Source organism: Lysinibacillus sp. NPDC093692 (assembly GCF_050280125.1).
GTDB lineage: Bacteria > Bacillota > Bacilli > Bacillales_A > Planococcaceae > Lysinibacillus.
This window is the reverse complement of the sequence record NZ_JBNNUW010000003.1, coordinates 12,608-33,015: the sequence shown is the minus strand read 5'-3', so window position 1 is coordinate 33,015 and position 20,408 is coordinate 12,608. Positions and strand designations below refer to the sequence as shown.

The following is a 20,408-nucleotide window of genomic DNA, read 5'->3' as shown; positions in this document are numbered from 1 at the left end:
TTAATACCTCGGCTTTCGATCCATAATTTCTTGTAAAAATTGTTCGTAGTGTTTATAGCGGTAGTCACGAATTTCCCCCGTCTCCACCGCTGCTTTTACTGCACATTTCGGTTCCTTCAAGTGTAAACAGCCTCTAAATTTACAATCATCTGCCATACGGGCCATTTCGGGGAAACATGCGCCTAATTCTTCTTTTTCTATTTCATCAAAATCAAATGAACTAAATCCTGGAGTATCTGCTAATAAACCGTCACATACTTCGATTAGTTCAACATGGCGAGTTGTATGTTTACCACGCCCTAAGCTTTGTGAAATAATGCCTGTTTTTAAATTTAAATCTGGAATCAATGTATTTAGTAGTGTAGATTTTCCAACTCCAGATTGCCCTGCTAATACGGAGGTTTTCTCCTTTAAAATAGGTTGTAGACGTTCAACTAATTCTTCCTCACCCTTATAGGTTTGTAGCACGGTATAACCCATACGCTCATAATCTGCTATATAGCCTTGCAATTCCTCACGTCCATGGTCTTCTAGCAGATCCATCTTTGTTAAACAAATAATCGGATGAACATGAAATGACTCTAAAACAACTAAGAAACGATCGAGTAAAATTGTATTAAAATTAGGTTCTTTTACAGAAAACACAAGAATGCCTTGATCAATATTGGCTATAGGGGGACGTACTAATTCATTTTGGCGTTCCATAATTTTTTGAATAGTACCGTCCGAGCCTTTTGTTTCTAGAGTATATTCTACGATGTCGCCAACGAGTGGGGATTCCCCACGATTGCGAAATACCCCACGTCCTCGACATTGAATTAGTTCTTCTCCATCATATACATAGTAATAACCGCTTAATGCTTTACGAATTTGGCCTTGCGCCATCCAATTCCCCCTTATTTGACATCATCGTAGTTGAATGTTTCTTCAGCAATAATTTCTGAATCACGAATAATTTTATAGGCTGCATCCTGACCATCTGCAATAACAAGCTGGATTCGGTGCTCTTGATCAGCCGTAATAGTAAATGTTTCAACTGTTGTTAACGTTTTATGGTTTTTATCTTGAATATCAATTCGAATAGTTTGCTCTAAACCTTCCTCATTTGGTTTATATTCAATTTTCACAGTTTTCACCCAAGTTTTATCAGGCCTTGCTGCAGGTCCTTTACTTAAAATAACAGGGATTGCAGTACCCGCTTCAACCTGCGTTCCTGCTCTTGTCAATTGTGATTTAACACTTCCAGCTGGTATTGTATCATCATTTTCTTCACGAACAATACGCCATGTCAAGCCTTCTCTTCTTACATACTCATCCATTTGAGCTTTAGTGTAATTCACAACATCATCTACGGTGATCATTTTTACACCTGCGCTTACCGTAAATTTCATTATCGTATTCTTAGCGACTACCTCTTCTTGTGGTGCTGGCTCTTGTTCAATAATTCGTCCTTCAGGCTCTTTTGAATTCACATAGCTAACTTCAGAATCTAAAAATTTATCCTTTAGCATTGATTGAACTTGGCTGATTTGCTGGCCTCTATAATCTTCCACTTTCGTCGTTTCTATCCCAAGACTCACGATTAAGTCTACTTCTGTGCCTTTTACACGCTCCGTACCCTCTGTAGGGTCAGTTTCTATAACCTTATCCTTTTCGACGTCCTCGTCATAACGCTCCTGCGGCGACTGACCAACCGTAAAGCCTTCAGCCTCTAATTTCTTAGTAGCTTCTTCAACTGTCATATTAGCAACACTAGGTACAGGTATCTTTTTGGGGTTAAATGCATCTGTTCCAAAAAAAACGAATAGGAAAATGGCGATGGCTACTATTGCTAACCCAGCAAAAACTATTGGCCATTTTTTCTTTTTCTTTTTCTTTACAGGTACTGTTTTTTCAACAGGCTTCTTCGCTTCGGGTTTCGGCGTTGAATGTAGAATTGGTTCGATTGCCCTTGTCTGCATTAAATCTTCGTCTTGACGTGCAATTGGTTCTTTTATAATCGGAATAGCCTTTGTCACATCATTATCTACCGGTATAACAAACTTCGGTTCATTCATACGATTCGGCGATAAAACTGTTTCTAAATCTGCTTGCATTTCCTCTACAGTCGAATAACGGTGAGAAGCATCCTTTGCTGTAGCTTTTAGCACAACATTTTCCACACTTTGTGGAATTGTAGCATCAAAGGCACGAACTGATGGCGTCTCTGATTGTAAATGTTTAAGCGCGATAGAAATAGCTGACTCGCCTGAAAATGGCAATTCCCCCGTTAACAATTCATATAAAACGATGCCAAGTGCATAAATATCAGATCGGTTTGTTGCCGTACCACCACGAGCCTGCTCCGGTGATAAATAATGCACTGTTCCAAGCACGGAGTTCGTTTGTGTAAATGATGTTGCACTAAGCGTCATCGCTATACCAAAATCAGTTATTTTCACATTCCCTTCCGCATCCATTAAAATATTTTGGGGTTTAATGTCACGGTGGATAATATGATTTTCATGGGCATTGGCAATTGCTGACGTTAACTGCTTCATAATATGCACACATCTGGCAGGAGAAATTGGTGCAAATTCCTGTATGTACTGCTTTAATGTTTTTCCTTGGACATACTCCATCACTATATAATGTAGATCACCATCATCACCTACATCATAAACACTAACGATATTCGGATGTGTAAGGCTTGTAGCAGAAAGTGCTTCACGTTGGAAACGGCGATACAATTCATCCTCATTGGTAAAATCATAGCGCAATATTTTGATCGCTACATCACGGTTTAAAATCATGTCATGCGCTAAATAAACATTAGACATACCACCGCCACCAATAAGACCTATAATTTTATAGCGGTCACTAATTCGTTTACCTACAAGCATACTTACACCTCCTCATCTTGCCTTGTGAGTAGCACGAGGGAGATGTTGTCTTCCCCCCCGCTTGCATTTGCTAATTCCACAAGTTTTCGTCCTTTTTCTTCTACTGAATCTGGATACGTAATAATTGATGCCATTTCATACACTGTAAGTTTATTGCTTAAACCGTCAGAGCAAATGAGTAAATACGATTCTGATGCTAAATCAACTTCATAAAAGTCTGGTTCAATCGTTTCTTCTGTACCAACAGCTTTTAAGATGAAATTTTTCTTAGGATGCGTTAACGCTTCCTCTTCACTAATTTCACCATTTTCAACCAGAACATTTACATAGGAGTGATCTCTTGTTATTTGTTGTGCACCATCCTCAAAGAAATAATACACACGACTATCACCAACATGTGCGATAAAGCAATGATTTTTTTCAATTAACACTGCAATAAACGTCGTGCCCATTCCTTTACAGTCTTCATGTGATAAAGAATAGTCATATATACTTTTATTCAATTGCTTGACTGCTTGTAATAACCACTCTTTTTTTGATGTTGTTGACGCAAAACGATGTGCCTCTGCCTGTAAAAAAACGGTTTCCATCTGTTTCATCGCCATATCACTCGCTACATCGCCAGCATTATGACCACCCATGCCGTCCGCTACAAGTGCTAGTGCAAACCCGTCTTGACGATTAAAAAATCCCGCACGGTCTTCATTAATTGCCCGTTTTAACCCAATATCACTTTCGACTGTGTATTCCAACACTGGTCACCTCGTCTCTTCAGATCTCTCTTGCGCACGTAATTGACCACACGCTGCTGCAATATCAGCACCTTGCTCTCGGCGGATCGTTACGTTAATACCATTCTTCTTTAATGTTTTTTCAAAGGCAAAAATTTGACTTCGAGATGTACGAACATAATCACGTTCTGGTACATAGTTTACAGGAATTAAGTTCACGTGGCATTTAATTCCTTTTATTAAAGCAGATAATTCTTCTGCAATTTCAACTGAATCATTTTCACCAGACATTAAACCATACTCAAAAGTAACACGTCTGCCTGTTTTTTTAGTATAGTATTGAACGGCTTCCATTAATTCATCTAACTTATAAGCACGTGCAATTGGCATTAGTTTTTGACGATCCTCTTGGTTTGGTGCGTGTAAGGAAACCGCAAAGTTAATTTGTAGCTGTTCATCAGCAAATTCATAAATTTTCGGAACTATTCCTGATGTTGATACAGTGATGTGACGAGCACCAATGTTTAACCCTTTTTCATGGTTGATGACTTTTAAGAAGTTCATCATCGCATCATAATTATCGAAAGGTTCTCCAATACCCATAATGACGATATGTGATACACGTTGGTCCACTTCATCTAAAGTCTGCTGTACTTTTACAACTTGCTCCACGATTTCCCCTGCTAATAAGTGTCGCTTTAAACCACCTAAAGTTGAGGCACAAAACGTACAGCCAATTCGGCAGCCTACTTGTGTTGTTACACAAACAGAGTTCCCATATTCATGACGCATTAATACAGTTTCAATAGAATAGCCGTCTTGTAATTGGAATAAAAACTTGATTGTACCATCTTTAGATTCCTGTTTAATAATTGTTGATAATGTCGTTAATGAAAAACTTGCTTCAAGCTTGTCACGTAATCCTTTTGAAAGGTTAGACATCTCTTCAAACGTTTTAACACGTTTATTATAAAGCCAATCAAAAATTTGTGCTGCACGGAACGGTTTTTCACCATTTTCCTTTAACCATTCTTCTAGTTTTTTCGGCTGTAATGAGTATACCGATTCCTTTAAATTTGGTTTTTCTTTTTTTGCGCGTCGAACAGGCTTGTCTTCTGCTTCTTCAACTAAGTCGCTTATACGCTCATTAAATTTCTCTTGATCCACCATTAGTTGGATTCTCCTTTTTTACGAAAGGCGGCAACGAAGAAACCGTCACTGCCAAAGTCTTGTGGAAAGACTTGAAGCATGCCATTTGCTTGCTTTTCCGCTAATTTTGTTGGTAAAGATTCTAGTTGTATAGCTTCCATTTCTGGATGCGTTGATAAAAAGGCCTCTACAGTACCTTCATTCTCTCTTTTATCTACTGTACATGTACTGTACACAAGCTTGCCATCTATTTTCAATACTTTTGTTGCAGCATCTAATAGCGCCAATTGTATTTTTTGAAGGTTTTCTAAATCTTCTTCACGTTTTGTATATTTAATATCTGGCTTGCGGCGCATAACACCTAAACCACTACAAGGGGCATCGACTAAAATAGCGTCGTATGATTCTAGTTGTAGAAAATCCGGTGCCTTACGTCCGTCAATAGGAGCAGTCTCTACTATATCAATCCCTAGACGATCCGTATTATGGTCGATTAAATCTAATTTATGAGGGTGAAGGTCGGTCGCTAAAATCGAACCTTCATTCTTCATAATCTCAGCTATATGTGTAGTTTTTCCGCCCGGCGCTGCACACATATCTAAAACGCGCATGCCAGGAGATGGATTTAACACATTTGCTGGAATCATGGAGCTTTCATCCTGAATAGTAATAAGCCCTTCTTGGAAAGCCTTTGTTCTAGCTGGCTGACCATTTGTTACATGTAAGCATTCAGGCATTAGATCGCTTTTTTTCGCTGTTAAACCTTCCGCTTCTATACTGGCAATCGCTTGATCGACGCTTGCTTTCGTCGTATTTACACGGACAGTTTGCACTGGAGGTATATTATTTTCATGTAACATTTGAGCCGCTACTTCAATACCATAGTTATCGGCAAAGCGTTGTACTAACCACTCCGGATGACTCGTTTCAATAGCAAGGCGCTCAATCGGATCTTTAATGTCATCAGTAGAAGCTACACCTTGACGTAAAATAGATCGTAAAATACCATTGACCATTGAAGCTATCCCTTTGTGACCTCGACGCTTAGCAATTTCGACAGCCTCATTCACCGCAGCATGAGGTGGTATACGTGTTAAATAATGCATTTGATATAAAGATAAACGTAAAAGCCAGCGCACCCAATGATCTACTGAACCACGAATAAATGGCTCTAAATAGTAATCAAGTGTCATTTTATATTGGAGAGTGCCATACGTAATTTCTGTTAAAAGCGCACGATCCTTCGCTTCAATTTTATGTCGCTTAATCGTTTCGTTTAAAAGCAAATTACTATAGGCTTGATTTTTATCTACTGCTAACAGAATAGAAAGTGCGGCGTCACGCACATTTCCATCCCAAATTACTACACTTTTTTTACTCATTTAAATTGGTCCCCAATCTGTAATTTAGAACCTGTACCACGTAAATAATCCTCTGCTGTCATACGTTTTTTACCAGCTGGTTGTACATCATACAGGGCAAGTGTTGTACCATTTCCTGAAGCAACTTCAAAATGATCCTTTGAAATCGCAACGACTGTGCCAGGAACAGTATCATGCTTTGAGTTACCAACCTGTGCCCACCAAATTTTAAAGTTGCCATCTTCAAATGTTGTATAGGCAACTGGCCACGGGTGAAGACCACGCACTTGATTGTATAAAGTAGTAGCATCCTTTGTCCAATCGATACGTTCTTGCTCACGTGAAATATTGCTTGCAAAGGTTACTTGTGCTTCATCTTGCACTGTACGGTTATTTGTTCCATTTATAATAGAAGGAAGTGTAGCTTTTAATAAATCAGAGCCTACAGCACTTAGTTTATCAAATAGTCCACCTGTATGATCTTCCTGTTCAATTGGGATAGCCTTTTGGGAAATGATATCACCAGCATCTAGCTTTTGCGCCATATACATAATCGTTACACCTGTTTCTTTTTCACCATCAATAACCGCTTGGTGAATAGGTGCCCCACCACGATACTTCGGTAAAAGTGACGCATGGACATTAATACAACCAAGCGGTGGTGCATCTAGCAATTCTTTCGGTAAAATTTGTCCAAAAGCAGCTGTTACGACTAAGTCTGGCTGTAAATCAATAATTTGCTGTAATTCTTCAGAACCACGTAGCTTTTCAGGCTGAATAACAGGTAAACCTAACTCCATCGCTGCTGCTTTTACAGGAGGTGGTGTTAACACACGCTTGCGCCCAACTGGACGATCTGGTTGTGTAACTACAGCTTTAATATCAAAACCTTCATGATGTAGCATACGCAAAATTGGCGCGGAGAAATCAGGTGTCCCCATAAAAATAATTGAAGTCATATTATTCCTCCTCTTCAGCGTACATTGCTTCAAGCTCTTCTTCAGTTAAAATGCGTTTAATTTTCGAATCAAATAGCACGCCATCTAAATGGTCGATTTCATGTAAAATTGCTCGTGCATCAAAGCCTCCCGCTTCTAACTCATATACACGCCCTTCACGATCACATGCTTCAATCTTCACATAATCAGGTCGTTCAACTTCACCGTATAATCCCGGGAAGCTTAAGCAGCCTTCAATATCTACTTCAGCTCCATCCGTTTCAATAACAGTTGGATTAATCATTTCTAAAACATCTCGTTCTTCGCCAAGCTCGACAATTGCAACACGTAATCCTACATTTATTTGAGGTGCTGCAATACCAACGCCATCGTATTCAACCATTGTGTCATATAAATCATCTAGTAATGTAATAATTTCTTCATTAATTTCTGTTACTTCCGCGCATGGTGTTGATAATACCTTTGCTGGATGTTCTACAACTTTTTTAATTGCCATGTTATGTTCCTCATTTCTATATTTAAGGCTTATTCTTTATCTAATTGTAACGCTACATCATAATGTGGGGTTGATTTCCGTTCCGGCTAGGCGCTTTGTTGCTGCCGCTTCGCTTCGTTGCAGGGTCTCGGGCCGACAGATGTTTTTTGCGCGAAAGCGTATTGCTAACGTAGCGGCGGCAGCAGGATGTTGGTCACGGAGGCGTTATCACAGGATGTGATGCTCTTAGCCTCCGTTCCTCTATCGCTAATCCCCGAGGAGTCGCCCAGCCTCCACTCAACTTATCCCCATGACATACGTTTCAACAAAAAGCTATGCTCAAATTTAGGCGATTTTGAATCATTTTATATAGTTGACGGATCTAAATCTACCGTCATTAAAATACCCTGTTTTATCCATTCCGAGCGATACATGGCAAGAAGCCGTTGTAATACTGGAATGAGATTTGGTTCAATTTTATATTTTATCAAACATTGATAACGATATCTATTTTGGAGACGGCTGATGCTAGCAGTCGTTGGACCTATAATGGCAACTCGGTCTGATAAATTTACCTTTAGCCAATCTGCCGCACGTCCAGCATACTCTGCAGCCATCATGACATCTTCATGAGATATTTGAACAAGCGCTACATAATAATACGGTGGATAGCTAGAGCGACGACGTAAAAACATTTCACGTTCGTAAAACGGTTCGTAATCTTGAATTTTTGCCAACTCAATTGCATAATGCTCTGGTGTATACGATTGAATAATAACCTCACCATGCTTATCATGACGTCCCGCTCTACCACTAACCTGCGTTAATAGCTGGAATGTACGCTCTGCTGCACGGTAATCGGGCAGATGCAGAGATGTATCAGCACTAAGTACACCAACAAGCGTAATATTAGGAAAATCAAGACCTTTAGCAATCATTTGCGTACCTAATAAAATATCTGCCTGTCCTTCCCCAAACGCCTGCAAAATTTCTTCATGTGCACCTTTTTGCTTGGTTGTATCAACATCCATTCGGAGAACCCTTGCCTCAGGAAATAGCTTATAAATTTCTTCCTCGACTTTTTGCGTTCCCGTTCCAAAATAACGTATATGCTCACTCTGGCATTGTGGACATATTTGAGGAACACGCTCGTCATAACCGCAATAATGACATTTTAATTTCTCTGTTGTCCGATGATATGTTAACGAGATGTCACAGTTCGGACATTGTACAACCGTTCCACAATCACGACAAAGCACAAAAGAAGAATAGCCACGACGATTTAAAAACATGACCATCTGTTCATTTTTCTCTAGTCTTACACGTATTGCATCAACAAGTTGCTCGGAAAACATGGAACGATTTCCATTTTGAAGCTCCTCTCGCATATCCGCAATAAAAACTGTCGGTAATGCTTGATGCAAAGCACGTTGTTTTAATGATAGCAATCCATACACGCCCTTCTTTGCTCTCGCAAATGATTCCAGTCCAGGCGTTGCACTGCCTAAAATAACAGGACATTTGTAAAATTCACTTCGCCATATTGCCACATCTCTAGCGTGATAACGTGGGGAATCTTCTTGCTTGTATGTTGTTTCATGCTCTTCATCTAAAATGATAAGACCTATATTTGTAAAAGGTGCGAAAATTGCCGAACGAGCTCCAACAACAACGCTTACCTTACCTTGTTGAATTTTACGCCATTCATCATACTTTTCACCGACAGATAAGCCACTATGCATGACAGCTACCATCTCACCAAAACGACTACGAAAACGCTCTGTCATTTGAGGTGTTAATGATATTTCAGGTACTAGCATAATGGCTTCCTTACCTTCATCTAACACCTTTTGAATTGCTTGCAAATAAATCTCCGTTTTACCACTCCCGGTAACGCCGTGTAGTAAAAAAGTTTTCGCAGTTTGTTCTTCCATCGATCCAGTAATAGCCTTTAATGCTATGTGCTGCTCTTCCGTCAATTGTAAAGATTGAGTACGAGAAACCTCCTTCGTAAAGGGATCTCGATACACCTCTTCTTGTATAAAGTGAGCGGCTCCTTTTTCGATAACTGACTGTAATACCGTGGAAGATGCACCTGTTTCCTCGTAGATTTTTTGCGGCAAAAGAACCTCTCCAAGGTGTTTGCCCATCCATTCAATCAACTGGCGCTGTTTGGCTGCTCTCGTTGCACCTTCCATAGCCTTGTCGATATCTTGCTGAAGATCGGAAATTTTGACCATACGCACTTCTTTTACATTTCCTTGCTGCTTCACAACATTTTCAATTTTTACGATTTTATCAGTTATAAGCTGCTTTAATAAAGGAAGTAATTCAGCACGTTCGAATTCTTTGAAATTAACCTGTTGTCGCTTGCCAAAAATAGCATTAACCTCATCTGGTAAAACATCTTTTTCCGCTTGTAGCGTGATGATTTTTTCATACTTCGCCCGAAGCGCTGACGGAAGCATAACCTGTAAGGCATCAATTTCATAGCAAATCGTTTCGTTTTTCAGCCATTTAGCCATTAACAGCATTTCTTCGGTCAATACAGGCTCAATATCTAAAATTTGTGCAATAGACTTTATTTTGTTAGATGGTACATCTGTTTCATTTTTTAATCCGACTACAAAGCCGAGAACATTTCTTGGCCCAAACGGTACTTTTACACGACAGCCCATCTCTATAACATGTGCCCATTCTGTAGGAACTTCATAGTCAAACGGACGATCTACATGGTAAGTCGAAACATCCACTATAACTTCTGCAATCAAAAAACTCATTGCCTCTCACCCTGTAATATATATGTCCAAAATGCTTGGGCAAATTGCTTGGCATCTGTCGCATCCCACATTTGACCATTTACTTCTGCCGTGTCACTAAAATCAATCCACTTGTCTGACATAATTGTTACCATCGGTTCACCTATAACCTTTTGTCCAAAAGTTATTGCGGTCATTCCTTCTACGGATAATATCGGTGCCTCTTCAGTTGTAGGCGTATTTGCTGCATGGATAAAAAATGCGGATTGATATTGTTTTTTATACTCCTCAAGCTGTTCAAAAAGCTTATACACGCTTGTTGCTTTCTCATCTAGTAGGATTACATTTGCTCCAAGTGCTTGTGCCTCTTTAGCTATCGCCTGTCCAATTCTACTATTCGACTGTGTGCTAATAACATGACGCTCATCTAATGGTACATAAAACGCTCCAGCTGTGACCACTACTGTTTTACTAGCTAACGGCTTTGCTTTCTCTGAAAAAAAATCTTGAACGATTGCTGTTATTTTTTCAGGTTCTTCTAAACGACCTTTACCAACATAGCCACATGCCAAAAATCCTTCTGAAGGCTCAATAAATTGATAGCCATCAGATTGTAGCTGAGCCAAATTCCGTTTTACCGCTGGATGGTCATACATATGTACATTCATCGCAGGTGCAAGCCATACAGGAGCAGTTGCTGCAAGCAAGGTCGTCGTTACCATATCGTCCGCAATTCCATTTGCCAGCTTCCCTATAACATTTGCAGTAGCTGGTGCAACTAAAATTAAATCTGCCCAATCTGCCAAATCAATATGGGCAATAACACTTGAATCCTTTTCATCAAAAGTATCGAAAAAAACATCATTTTTGGACATAACTTGAAAGCTCAATGGATTTACAAATTGTCTTGCTGATGCTGTCATGATGACCTTTACATTTGCCCCAGCCTGAGATAGCTTGCTAACTAGAGCGACAGCCTTATAAACCGCTATACCACCTGAAACACAAAGTAAAATATTTTTATTCATGCACAATCGTCCTTTCAAATGATAAGCTCCCAAAGGAAAATTCCTCGGGAGCTCTCGGCATTCTGTATAATCAAAAATCCACTGCAGACGTTAACATTTTCGCAAAAGCTTATTTACATTAATGTTAGATTTCGTCTTCGTACACAGTTGACTCATCCTGTGATACCTTCGTAAGTACACCTGCCGCTACTTCTTCAAGTGCTTTCCCTACGTACTTATGAGAAACATACTTGTGTAAACGTTCAGTGTCTTGTTCCTCTTGCATTTGACGAGCACGTTTAGATGCTAAACTTACTAACGAGTATTTTGAATCGATTTCTTTTTTTAATGTATCTACTGATGGGTATAACATAGATTTATTCTCCTCTCAACATTGACAAATATCTTTTTTCAACACGTTCTCTACGACAATGCTCGGCTTTAATAATCGCATTTATACGATCACAAGCATTTGTCACTTCATCATTTTCAACTACGTAATCATAAAGGCTCATCATCTCAAGCTCTTCACTTGCAGTTGCTATACGTTTTGCAATAACCTCTGCTGTTTCCGTCCCACGACCAACTAAACGGTCCTTTAATTCCGTTAAGCTTGGTGGGGCTAAGAAAATAAATAAGGCATCTGGTGCCTTTTGGCGGATTTGTGCAGCACCTTGCACTTCGATTTCCAAAAACACATCACGCCCTGCATCCAGTGTTTCATTTACGTAGGCTAACGGTGTTCCGTAATAATTCCCTACAAATTCAGCATGCTCCAATAAGCCACCCTGTTCAATCAACGTTTCAAATTCTTCACGCTTCTTGAAAAAATAGTCTACACCATCTACTTCACCTTCGCGAGGATTTCGTGTTGTCATCGAGATGGAATACTCATAATTCGTATTCGGCTGAGAAAATAATTCTTTTCGCACTGTCCCTTTACCTACACCAGATGGGCCAGACAGAACAATTAATAATCCACGTTCTTTTATCATTTATTCTCTATATCTCCCTTAATTTATAACAGATACATGCAAGCTATTCGATATTTTGAACTTGCTCGCGCATCTTTTCTAAAATTGTTTTCGCCTGAACTACCGCAATGGCCGCCTCTGTTGATTGATTTTTTGACCCAATCGTATTGATCTCGCGGTGTATTTCCTGCATTAAAAAGTCTAATTTACGGCCAACCGAAATCGTTTCTTGTAATGTTTCTTCTAGTTGATTAAAGTGACTATCTAATCGGTCCAACTCTTCGGTGATGTCCACACGTTCTGCAAATATCGCTACTTCGGCAAGTAGGCGATCTTCTAACAATGCTCCGTTCGCCACTTCAGTAACTCGTTCCAATAATCGGGTACGATATTTTTCTACAGCTAGGGAAGCACAAGAACGAATCTGGTTCACTTGTTCTTTTAACTGTTCTTTATATTGTACAACAACATCATGCAATTCTTGCCCTTCACGCTCACGCATTTGAATGAGCTGTTCCAGTGCTTGCATAATAGCCTTTTCAACAACACAAAGTAAATCCTCAGGTGTAAGCTGTGGCTTTTCCTGTACAAGCGCTTGTTCAAGCGATAGTAGCTCTTGCATCGTCCATTTTTCTTCTAGTGGTACTTTATTTGCTAATTGCTCTTTTGCCTTACGATACGCTTCAATTAATGACCAATTAATTTCAATAGATTGCTCGACGTTATCTAAGTCCTTAACATAAACCATCACATCAATTTTGCCACGTGACAAAGCTTTCGAAATTAATTTCTTTGCGAAAATTTCTGCTTCAAGCCATTCTTTCGGGAATTTCGCATTAATTTCTAAAAATCGATGGTTGACCGAGCGCATTTCTACTGTTAATTGAAAGTCTCTTGTTGTTGTGACACCTCTGCCAAAACCAGTCATACTACGCACCAAGGTTCGTCACACCCTTCTTTGCATACTGGGATTATTATAACATAAGCTCTGTCATTTATGACGTAAAAAAATAGATCAATTTCGCCTTGGCGCAATTGTTGCTGTCGCTTCGCTTTCGCACAGATAAACAATGCGTCCGTATTTTGTATTGTGCCCAGGCCTGCACGACGCAGGTCAGTTAGCCGTTTTCGCAGGATGCGAAGGTTTTAGGCTAACATCCTTTATTCATTCCTTTCAATATCCGTGACATCCGCCGGAGGCTCTATCTTCATTCAGCAAGTAGTTTTTTTGTAGCGAAAGCGAAGCGTCAGCTACAGGTGTTTGGACTTTCACTGAAAAGGAACCACATCCGCATTCATCTCACCGCCTTCAGAGGTGAGAATTTTCTGCTGAATGAAGATAGAGCAAAAGCTAATTCTACCACAATTGAAGCTATATTTTAATATTCACCTAAAAAATGCTATGATAAACATAAGAAAAAACTCATTAGCAAAGCTTAGAGATGGCATTTGTTAAAATGTATGCCATGTCTAGAAGTTGATTAAAGTGAAGAACAGGCGACTCCTCAGGGATCGGCGATAGAGGAACGCGAGTGAAGCGGCTCATCGGACGCCCCCAGGAAGCTCTGCGCGAAAGCGTAGCGGCAAGCTGGAACGGAAATCAACCACACAACATGGTAGAAAAGCCTGCTACTCTATAGCAGTGACTACTACACGAAATTTAGAGTGCAAAGCTAATACACCATTAAAATAATAAATACGAAAGACCAAGGATGCTTATATCGTTGGAAAGAGGAATTCACATGGCATTTGACGGCTTATTTACTTATTCAATGACAGCCGACCTACAACAATTAGTAACAGGTCGAATTACTAAAATACATCAACCAAACGCTCAAGAGGTTGTTCTACATATTCGTGCAAACGGAAGCAATCATAAATTACTTTTTTCGATTCATTCTTCATACGCACGTGTTCACCTTACTGAGCATTCTATTGAAAATCCAGCAGAACCCCCAATGTTTTGTATGCTGTTGAGAAAGCATATAGAGGGTGGTTTTATTTCTTCTATTAAACAGCACGATTTTGATCGTATTATAATAGTAGAAATCGAAAGTAAAAATGAAATTGGCGACCCAATTGTAAGGGAGTTACATGCTGAAATTATGGGCCGTCACAGTAACCTATTATTAATAGATAAAGAGCAGGGAAAAATAGTCGACAGCTTAAAGCATTTACCACCATCCGTAAATAGCTTCCGTACAGTATTACCTGGTCAACCTTATATCGCACCACCCGCACAAAATAAATGGCACCCTTTAGCAGTATCCGACGAACAAATTACACTATTTTTCTCAGAACCAAAAACGGCTAAGGAAATTGTTTCACAATTTACAGGTTTCTCACCTATACATGCTGAGGAATTATTATTCAGATTTACAGACACAGATGATCGTGTAATTTGCTTTAAAAATTTTATAGCTTCCTTTACTAATGGTGAGGCAAAGCCAATGTATGTAGTCGCTAATAATAAAACTTACTTCTCCCCAATCGCTCTAACTCATTTACAAGGAGATGTAACGATTTATCCGAATGTCCATGAGCTACTTGACCGCGTATTCTTTGCTCGAGCTGAGCGTGATCGTGTCAAACAGCAGGCTGGTGATTTGGAACGATGGTTGCAAAATGAAATTGACAAACTTATATTAAAAACTAAAAAGTTAAATAAAGACTACGAACGCGCATCAAAGTTAGATCAGTTCCAATTATATGGGGAGTTACTGATGGCGAATGTTTACGCGTTTGAAAAAGGTGTAAAGGAAGTAACTGTCACTAACTATTATAGCGAATCTGGAGATGAAGAAATCACCATTCCAGTGAGTGAACGTAAAACACCTATTGAAAATGCTCAAAGCTATTACACTAAATACACAAAAGCAAAAAATGCCCTTATTATGGTACAAGAACAGTTAGAAAAAACGAAGGAAGAAATAGCTTATTTTGAAATGCTTGCTCAGCAAGTACAACAAGCTGCTCCTGGAGATATTGAAGAAATTCGCGAAGAATTAGCAGAACAAGGTTACTTGAAATTACGTCATGCAAGAAAAAAGAAAAAACAAACGAAACCAGAGCCTGAACGTTATGTCTCTTCTACAGGTGTAGCGATTTCTGTTGGGAAAAATAACAAACAAAATGACATGCTTACATTTAAAATTGCTAAGCGTACAGATACCTGGTTGCATACGAAGGATATTCCTGGCTCACATGTTGTCATCCATACAAGTGAACCTGACGAAACAACATTACGAGAAGCCGCAACGCTTGCTGCCTATTTTTCAAAAGCAAGAGACTCTTCCTCTGTTCCAGTAGATTACACAGAAATACGTCAAGTAAAAAAACCAAATGGTGCTAAACCTGGTTTTGTTATTTACTTTGAACAAAAAACTTTATACATCGATCCAGATGAAGCTGTCATTTTACAATTAAAAAAACAGTCTTAATAGTTGGAATACGATACGAATTGTATCGTATTCCTTTTTAATGGCGATGTCCACGTAATCTGGACTATACATCTATTAATTCCCCTTTTAACTTGATTGACTTTATAGCTATTGTTTCCTATTATAATAACGCTAAAAAAACTCGTGAATAATCCGAACTGTTTATTCCGAGCGTTATTGACTTCCTCCTCTCTTAATGGCTAAATTTAAATAAACTATAAATGGTATTTTAGAAAGGGCGTATTTCTATGTCTGTAGGTAAAAAATTAAGCTTTGGATTTATCACCATCATCCTGACCTTAATTATTTCATTAGTAATTATGTTTATTCAATTCTCAAATATTGATAAGAAGGTAGAAAATGCGCTAGAAAATCGTGTAGCTCTAGTAGAATTAGCTAATAATATTCAAACTGCTCGAGCAATGCAAGGTCTTTACATTCGGGCAATACTCATCGAAGACTCAGCAGCTAATAAAGATAACTTTACAAAGTATGCTAAAATGCTAGATTCGTATGTAATTGAGACGATGGAAAAATCTGATTCATCCGAAATGGAGACTTATGCAAAAGATTTAAATACATATAATGAAGCTTTTAACAAAGCCGCTGAAGAAGCACTAGCACTTTATGATGCCAAAAAATTAAAAGAAGCAATACAAAAAGTTAATGGCGATGTCCAACAAGCAAATACAGGTTTGTTAGCAGTATCAGAGAAAATTGTAAGTTATCAAAAAAATCAACTTGATATTGTCACGAAAGAATCTAAAGAAGCAGTATCAAATTCACAAATAATCTCAATCATTGCTATCATCATTGGTGTAATACTTGGAATATCCTTAATGTTTTATGTACAGCGTACAATTTCACGACCTTTAAAATCCGTCGTTCTTGCTGCCAATAATATTGCGAATGGTGAATTATATCATCAAGATATTTCCCATCAATCTAAAGATGAAATTGGACAGCTATCTACAGCATTTAACGTAATGAAAAGTAGCCTACGAGGTTTATTAACACATATTCAAGGTAATGCGGAACATTTATCAGCTTCTGCGGAAGAACTATCCGCTTCTATCGAAGAGATTTCTGCTTCTGCTGATGAAATTACTGTACGAATTAACGGGACGGCAAATACGGCATCTACTGCTACAATTGCTGCCAATGAGAGTGCACATGCTATGGATGAAACAGCCGTAGGTGTACAGCGAATAGCAGAGGCTACTCAACAACTCCACCAAAACGCAGTGACAACAACTGAATTGGCGAATAACGGTAATAGTACAGTTGATGAGGCTCAACAACAAATGAACGTGATTTATGATTCTACACAAACGATTAACAATCTCGTTCAAAAATTAAGTAAGCAATCAGAAGAAATAGGCAATATTACTACAGTCATTACAGCCATTACAGATCAAACGAATTTATTAGCGTTAAACGCTGCAATCGAAGCGGCACGTGCAGGTGAACATGGCAAAGGCTTCGCTGTCGTAGCTGACGAAGTTCGCAAGCTAGCAGAAGAATCAAAGCAATCAGCCAATCAAATTGTTACCTTAACACAAGAAATCCAGGAAGATACCCAAAATGTAGAAAAAGCTGTCGAAGATGGGCTACAATCTGTTACAGATGGTGTAAAAATCATTGGGGATGCTGGCAACTCTTTTGAAGCAATCGTAAAAGCGATCAATATGATGACAAATCAAATAGAAGACATTTCAGCTACTTCTGAAGAAATCTCTGCAAGCGCTGAGCAAGTAGCAGCTTCTGTTTCAGAAATTGCTCATGGTGCTTCTTCTAGTGCTGCTAATACACAGATCATAGCCGAAGCTAGTGAAGAACAAGCAGCAACAATGCAACAAATAAATCACGTTGCTACAGATTTAAGTGAAAAATCCTCAGACTTACAAACCCAAATTAATCAGTTTAAGCTTTAAAAATTCAAGCAGAGAGTTCTTTATTCTCTGCTTGTTTTTGTCCCTAGTTCGCATTTCTGATCAAAAGCGTGAGTGTAACGAGAGGACAACAGTAGAGACTAATATCGCTTAGCACTTAGGTAACCCCCTACTTACTTAAGAAATCGTCCACCTATAACTGTTGATTCTAATTACTTCACTGTTTATTTTTAGGAAAATCTCCATTTAGCATTTAAAATATGGTAGAATTAACCACGTATATAGACGAAGTAATTTTCTACGCATTAAGTTCTACTTACGTAATTTTTAGTAACTATATGTAGAAGCTTTCCTCCTAAGCAAGACAAATGGACTTCTCCATAAAACAATAGCATAAAAGTAATGATAATTATGTATTTTTTTCATTTAGTATGAACTCAACCCTACACACATATAATTGATTCCATGCAACGTTTTATTTATACAACATTGAATATACAAGTAATGTGTAAATTATTTCAAAAAAACATATTTTCATTAACCAACGTACATTTATTCTTTAAGAGCGGCACATTTTGTCATATATATACTCTTCTTCTTCTTTGTTCTCTCTTATACCGGATATTCTTAAAAAAATACAAAACAAGTTTCTTATATATCATTGATAGATAAAAATATTCATCTTTCGAGATTATAATTTGCAAAAAACACCTTCCCAAGAATCAAAATTACTCGATTTTGCGATAATTTTCTACAAATCCACACAAACCACTCATAGCACGTCCCTGTGACTTTTGACTCATTTTTACTATAACAATATTATTATCTAAACAATACGAATATTCGGTATAGTAAGTAATTTCTATATTTTTATTTTATTTTTGATATTCAGAACGAATTAATATCAAATTTTTGTTATGAAAGCGCTTTTATTCTTTAGTGTGATGAATAGAAAAAATTTATTATCTTCTTAAATGTCAGATAATACTATATAAATTTGAATCTTTTTTATTTTGTACACAATGATTTTTTGGTATATTAAATAAGAGCTTCACAAAAGGCTTAAAATTATATAAGGGGGATTCACATGATTAAAAACAAAAAGTTTTTATTATTAACTGTCCTTGCAGTATTCTCACTGGTATTAGCTGCATGTGGCTTCGGCGGTGGTGATTCGTCTGATAATTCTTCATCTTCAGACGGCAAAAAAGATTCTGGTTCAAAAGCTAAAGAAATTAACTTAGCAATCACTTCAGAACCACCATCTTTACACCCACAACTTGCAACAGATACTACATCTAGCGCAATCTTAATTAACGTTCTTGAAGGTCTGACTGTTTCAGACATTGAGGGTAAACCTACTCCAGGTATGGCTGAGAAATGGACTATAAGTGAAGATAAAAAGACTTATACGTTCAATTTACGTGATGCAAAATGGTCAAATGGTGATCCAGTTGTAGCAGGTGACTTCGAATATTCTTGGAAATGGGCGCTAAATCCAGAAAATCTTTCTGAGTATGCTTCTATTTTCTACCCAATTAAAGGGGCTCAAGCATACAACGAAGGAAAAGGTTCTATTGATGCTGTTGGTATCAAAGCTGAAGATGACAAAACTTTAGTCGTTACTTTAGAAAATCCAACTCCGTATTTCTTAGAATTAACAGGATTCAAAACTTATTTACCAGTTAACCAAAAAGTGACTGAAGCTAATAAAGAATGGTACACAGACGCAGGTGAAAACTTCGTAACAAATGGACCTTATAAATTAAGCGATTGGAAACATAATGAATCTATCGTTCTTGCAAAAAATGCAGATTATTGGGATGCATCAAATGTTGATGTTGATACTGTAAATATTGATATGGTTGAAAAAGAAGCAACTGTTGCTACTAAGTATAAAGGTGGCGAGCTTGACTATATCGGTGCACCATTCCAAACAGTAGATCTTAATGCAATTGATGGGTTCAAAAAAGATAAATCTTTAAGAATCAAAGACCAAGCATCTATTTATTGGTACAAATTCAATACAAAAGACAAAGTTATGTCTAACGCAAATATCCGTAAAGCTCTTACTCTAGCAATCGATCGTCAAAAACTTATTGATAACGTAACTAAAGGTGAGCAAAAACCGGCTACAGGTATGGTTCCTATAGCAGTTCCTAATTTTGAAGATGACCGTGGTTACATGAAAGATAACGATGTTGAAGGAGCAAAAGCTGCTCTTGAAGCTGGTATGAAAGAACTTGGCATTAAAGATGCTAAAGATATTCAAGTAAATATTTCATTCAACACTTCTGAAGCGCATGCTGCAATCGCTCAATATATTCAAGAAGAATGGAAAACAAAACTTGGTATTACTTCTCAGTTAGATAATTCAGAATGGCAAGTTTATCTAGAAAAAATCAACACTGGTGACTACCAAGTAGCTCGTATGGGTTGGGTAGCTGACTATCTAGACGCATATACATTCCTTGAAATGTTCGATACGGCTAAAAACGGTAATAACGATACAGGTTGGGAAAGCGCTGAATACAAAGGCTTCTTAGATAAAGCTATTGCTGAAGTAGATGAAGCTAAACGTATTGACTACTTAAAACAAGCAGAAGCAGTCATTATGAAGGAACTTCCAGTTGCACCTATTTACTACTACACTAACTTGTCAGTAGTTAAAGATGGTATCGAAAACTTAGATCCAAATCCAACTGGTGATATTCATCTTAAATATGTAAAGATGAAATAATAATTTCTTTTTAAGCTCTAAGCGGAGAGCTGCCTCGTG

The 20,408-nt window shown here is 38.1% G+C and carries 15 protein-coding genes; 3 read left to right on the top strand and 12 right to left on the bottom strand.

Annotated features, from left to right (window positions below; all coding sequences use genetic code 11):
* From rsgA to ACQKN4_RS04425, 12 genes are all read right to left on the bottom strand, one after another.
* A complete protein-coding gene (rsgA, locus tag ACQKN4_RS04480; protein ID WP_079560414.1) occupies positions 1 to 885 on the bottom strand; it encodes a ribosome small subunit-dependent GTPase A in 885 nt (294 codons plus the stop codon).
* Positions 886 to 896: 11 nt separating this feature from the next.
* Positions 897 to 2,882, bottom strand: coding sequence for a Stk1 family PASTA domain-containing Ser/Thr kinase (pknB, locus tag ACQKN4_RS04475; protein ID WP_427482534.1), 1,986 nt, complete (start codon positions 2,880 to 2,882; stop codon positions 897 to 899).
* 2 nt (positions 2,883 to 2,884) lie between these two features.
* Positions 2,885 to 3,634, bottom strand: a complete 750-nt coding sequence (locus tag ACQKN4_RS04470) for a Stp1/IreP family PP2C-type Ser/Thr phosphatase (protein WP_079560412.1) — start codon at positions 3,632 to 3,634, stop codon at positions 2,885 to 2,887.
* 6 nt (positions 3,635 to 3,640) lie between these two features.
* Complete coding sequence (gene rlmN, locus ACQKN4_RS04465; protein ID WP_427482532.1) at positions 3,641 to 4,783, bottom strand: 23S rRNA (adenine(2503)-C(2))-methyltransferase RlmN; 1,143 nt, start codon at positions 4,781 to 4,783, stop codon at positions 3,641 to 3,643.
* A complete protein-coding gene (gene rsmB / locus ACQKN4_RS04460) occupies positions 4,783 to 6,144 on the bottom strand; it encodes a 16S rRNA (cytosine(967)-C(5))-methyltransferase RsmB (RefSeq protein ID WP_427482530.1) in 1,362 nt (453 codons plus the stop codon). Before rsmB ends, rlmN begins: the two co-directional genes overlap by 1 nt.
* Positions 6,141 to 7,082, bottom strand: coding sequence for a methionyl-tRNA formyltransferase (gene fmt / locus ACQKN4_RS04455; protein ID WP_079560410.1), 942 nt, complete (start codon positions 7,080 to 7,082; stop codon positions 6,141 to 6,143). Before fmt ends, rsmB begins: the two co-directional genes overlap by 4 nt.
* A gap of 1 nt (position 7,083) precedes the next feature.
* Entirely contained in the window at positions 7,084 to 7,578 is a 495-nt protein-coding gene (gene def, locus ACQKN4_RS04450; RefSeq protein ID WP_079560409.1) for a peptide deformylase, read from the bottom strand.
* Between the two features lie 344 nt (positions 7,579 to 7,922).
* Positions 7,923 to 10,337, bottom strand: a complete 2,415-nt coding sequence (gene priA, locus ACQKN4_RS04445; RefSeq protein ID WP_427482528.1) for a primosomal protein N' — start codon at positions 10,335 to 10,337, stop codon at positions 7,923 to 7,925.
* A complete protein-coding gene (gene coaBC, locus ACQKN4_RS04440; protein WP_427482526.1) occupies positions 10,334 to 11,344 on the bottom strand; it encodes a bifunctional phosphopantothenoylcysteine decarboxylase/phosphopantothenate--cysteine ligase CoaBC in 1,011 nt (336 codons plus the stop codon). Before coaBC ends, priA begins: the two co-directional genes overlap by 4 nt.
* A gap of 124 nt (positions 11,345 to 11,468) precedes the next feature.
* Positions 11,469 to 11,696, bottom strand: coding sequence for a DNA-directed RNA polymerase subunit omega (gene rpoZ / locus ACQKN4_RS04435; RefSeq protein WP_053483349.1), 228 nt, complete (start codon positions 11,694 to 11,696; stop codon positions 11,469 to 11,471).
* A gap of 4 nt (positions 11,697 to 11,700) precedes the next feature.
* A complete protein-coding gene (gmk, locus tag ACQKN4_RS04430) occupies positions 11,701 to 12,318 on the bottom strand; it encodes a guanylate kinase (protein ID WP_079560406.1) in 618 nt (205 codons plus the stop codon).
* 43 nt (positions 12,319 to 12,361) lie between these two features.
* Entirely contained in the window at positions 12,362 to 13,225 is an 864-nt protein-coding gene (locus ACQKN4_RS04425; RefSeq protein WP_427482524.1) for a YicC/YloC family endoribonuclease, read from the bottom strand.
* A gap of 814 nt (positions 13,226 to 14,039) precedes the next feature.
* On the opposite strand from ACQKN4_RS04425, the gene ACQKN4_RS04420 reads away from it, so the two are divergent.
* The 3 genes from ACQKN4_RS04420 to ACQKN4_RS04410 all read left to right on the top strand — a co-directional run bounded on the left by ACQKN4_RS04420 (position 14,040) and on the right by ACQKN4_RS04410 (position 20,369).
* Complete coding sequence (locus tag ACQKN4_RS04420; protein WP_079560404.1) at positions 14,040 to 15,737, top strand: Rqc2 family fibronectin-binding protein; 1,698 nt, start codon at positions 14,040 to 14,042, stop codon at positions 15,735 to 15,737.
* 248 nt (positions 15,738 to 15,985) lie between these two features.
* On the top strand, positions 15,986 to 17,671 hold the full coding sequence (locus ACQKN4_RS04415) for a methyl-accepting chemotaxis protein (protein WP_079560403.1): 1,686 nt from the start codon (positions 15,986 to 15,988) through the stop codon (positions 17,669 to 17,671).
* 1,045 nt (positions 17,672 to 18,716) lie between these two features.
* Positions 18,717 to 20,369, top strand: a complete 1,653-nt coding sequence (locus ACQKN4_RS04410) for a peptide ABC transporter substrate-binding protein (RefSeq protein WP_079560402.1) — start codon at positions 18,717 to 18,719, stop codon at positions 20,367 to 20,369.
* The last annotated feature ends 39 nt before the right edge of the window (positions 20,370 to 20,408 follow it).

Excerpts from the sequence above, each read along its gene's own strand:
- rsmB (WP_427482530.1), bottom strand. The coding sequence starts at position 6,144 with ATGAGTAAAAAAAGTGTAGTAATTTGGGATGGAAATGTGCGTGACGCC.
- fmt (WP_079560410.1), bottom strand. The coding sequence starts at position 7,082 with ATGACTTCAATTATTTTTATGGGGACACCTGATTTCTCCGCGCCAATT.
- coaBC (WP_427482526.1), bottom strand. The coding sequence starts at position 11,344 with ATGAATAAAAATATTTTACTTTGTGTTTCAGGTGGTATAGCGGTTTAT.
- ACQKN4_RS04425 (WP_427482524.1), bottom strand. The coding sequence starts at position 13,225 with ATGACTGGTTTTGGCAGAGGTGTCACAACAACAAGAGACTTTCAATTA.
- rlmN (WP_427482532.1), bottom strand. The coding sequence starts at position 4,783 with ATGGTGGATCAAGAGAAATTTAATGAGCGTATAAGCGACTTAGTTGAA.
- gmk (WP_079560406.1), bottom strand. The coding sequence starts at position 12,318 with ATGATAAAAGAACGTGGATTATTAATTGTTCTGTCTGGCCCATCTGGT.
- rsgA (WP_079560414.1), bottom strand. The coding sequence starts at position 885 with ATGGCGCAAGGCCAAATTCGTAAAGCATTAAGCGGTTATTACTATGTA.
- pknB (WP_427482534.1), bottom strand. The coding sequence starts at position 2,882 with ATGCTTGTAGGTAAACGAATTAGTGACCGCTATAAAATTATAGGTCTT.
- ACQKN4_RS04420 (WP_079560404.1), top strand. The coding sequence starts at position 14,040 with ATGGCATTTGACGGCTTATTTACTTATTCAATGACAGCCGACCTACAA.
- ACQKN4_RS04415 (WP_079560403.1), top strand. The coding sequence starts at position 15,986 with ATGTCTGTAGGTAAAAAATTAAGCTTTGGATTTATCACCATCATCCTG.
- ACQKN4_RS04410 (WP_079560402.1), top strand. The coding sequence starts at position 18,717 with ATGATTAAAAACAAAAAGTTTTTATTATTAACTGTCCTTGCAGTATTC.
- def (WP_079560409.1), bottom strand. The coding sequence starts at position 7,578 with ATGGCAATTAAAAAAGTTGTAGAACATCCAGCAAAGGTATTATCAACA.
- rpoZ (WP_053483349.1), bottom strand. The coding sequence starts at position 11,696 with ATGTTATACCCATCAGTAGATACATTAAAAAAAGAAATCGATTCAAAA.
- priA (WP_427482528.1), bottom strand. The coding sequence starts at position 10,337 with ATGAGTTTTTTGATTGCAGAAGTTATAGTGGATGTTTCGACTTACCAT.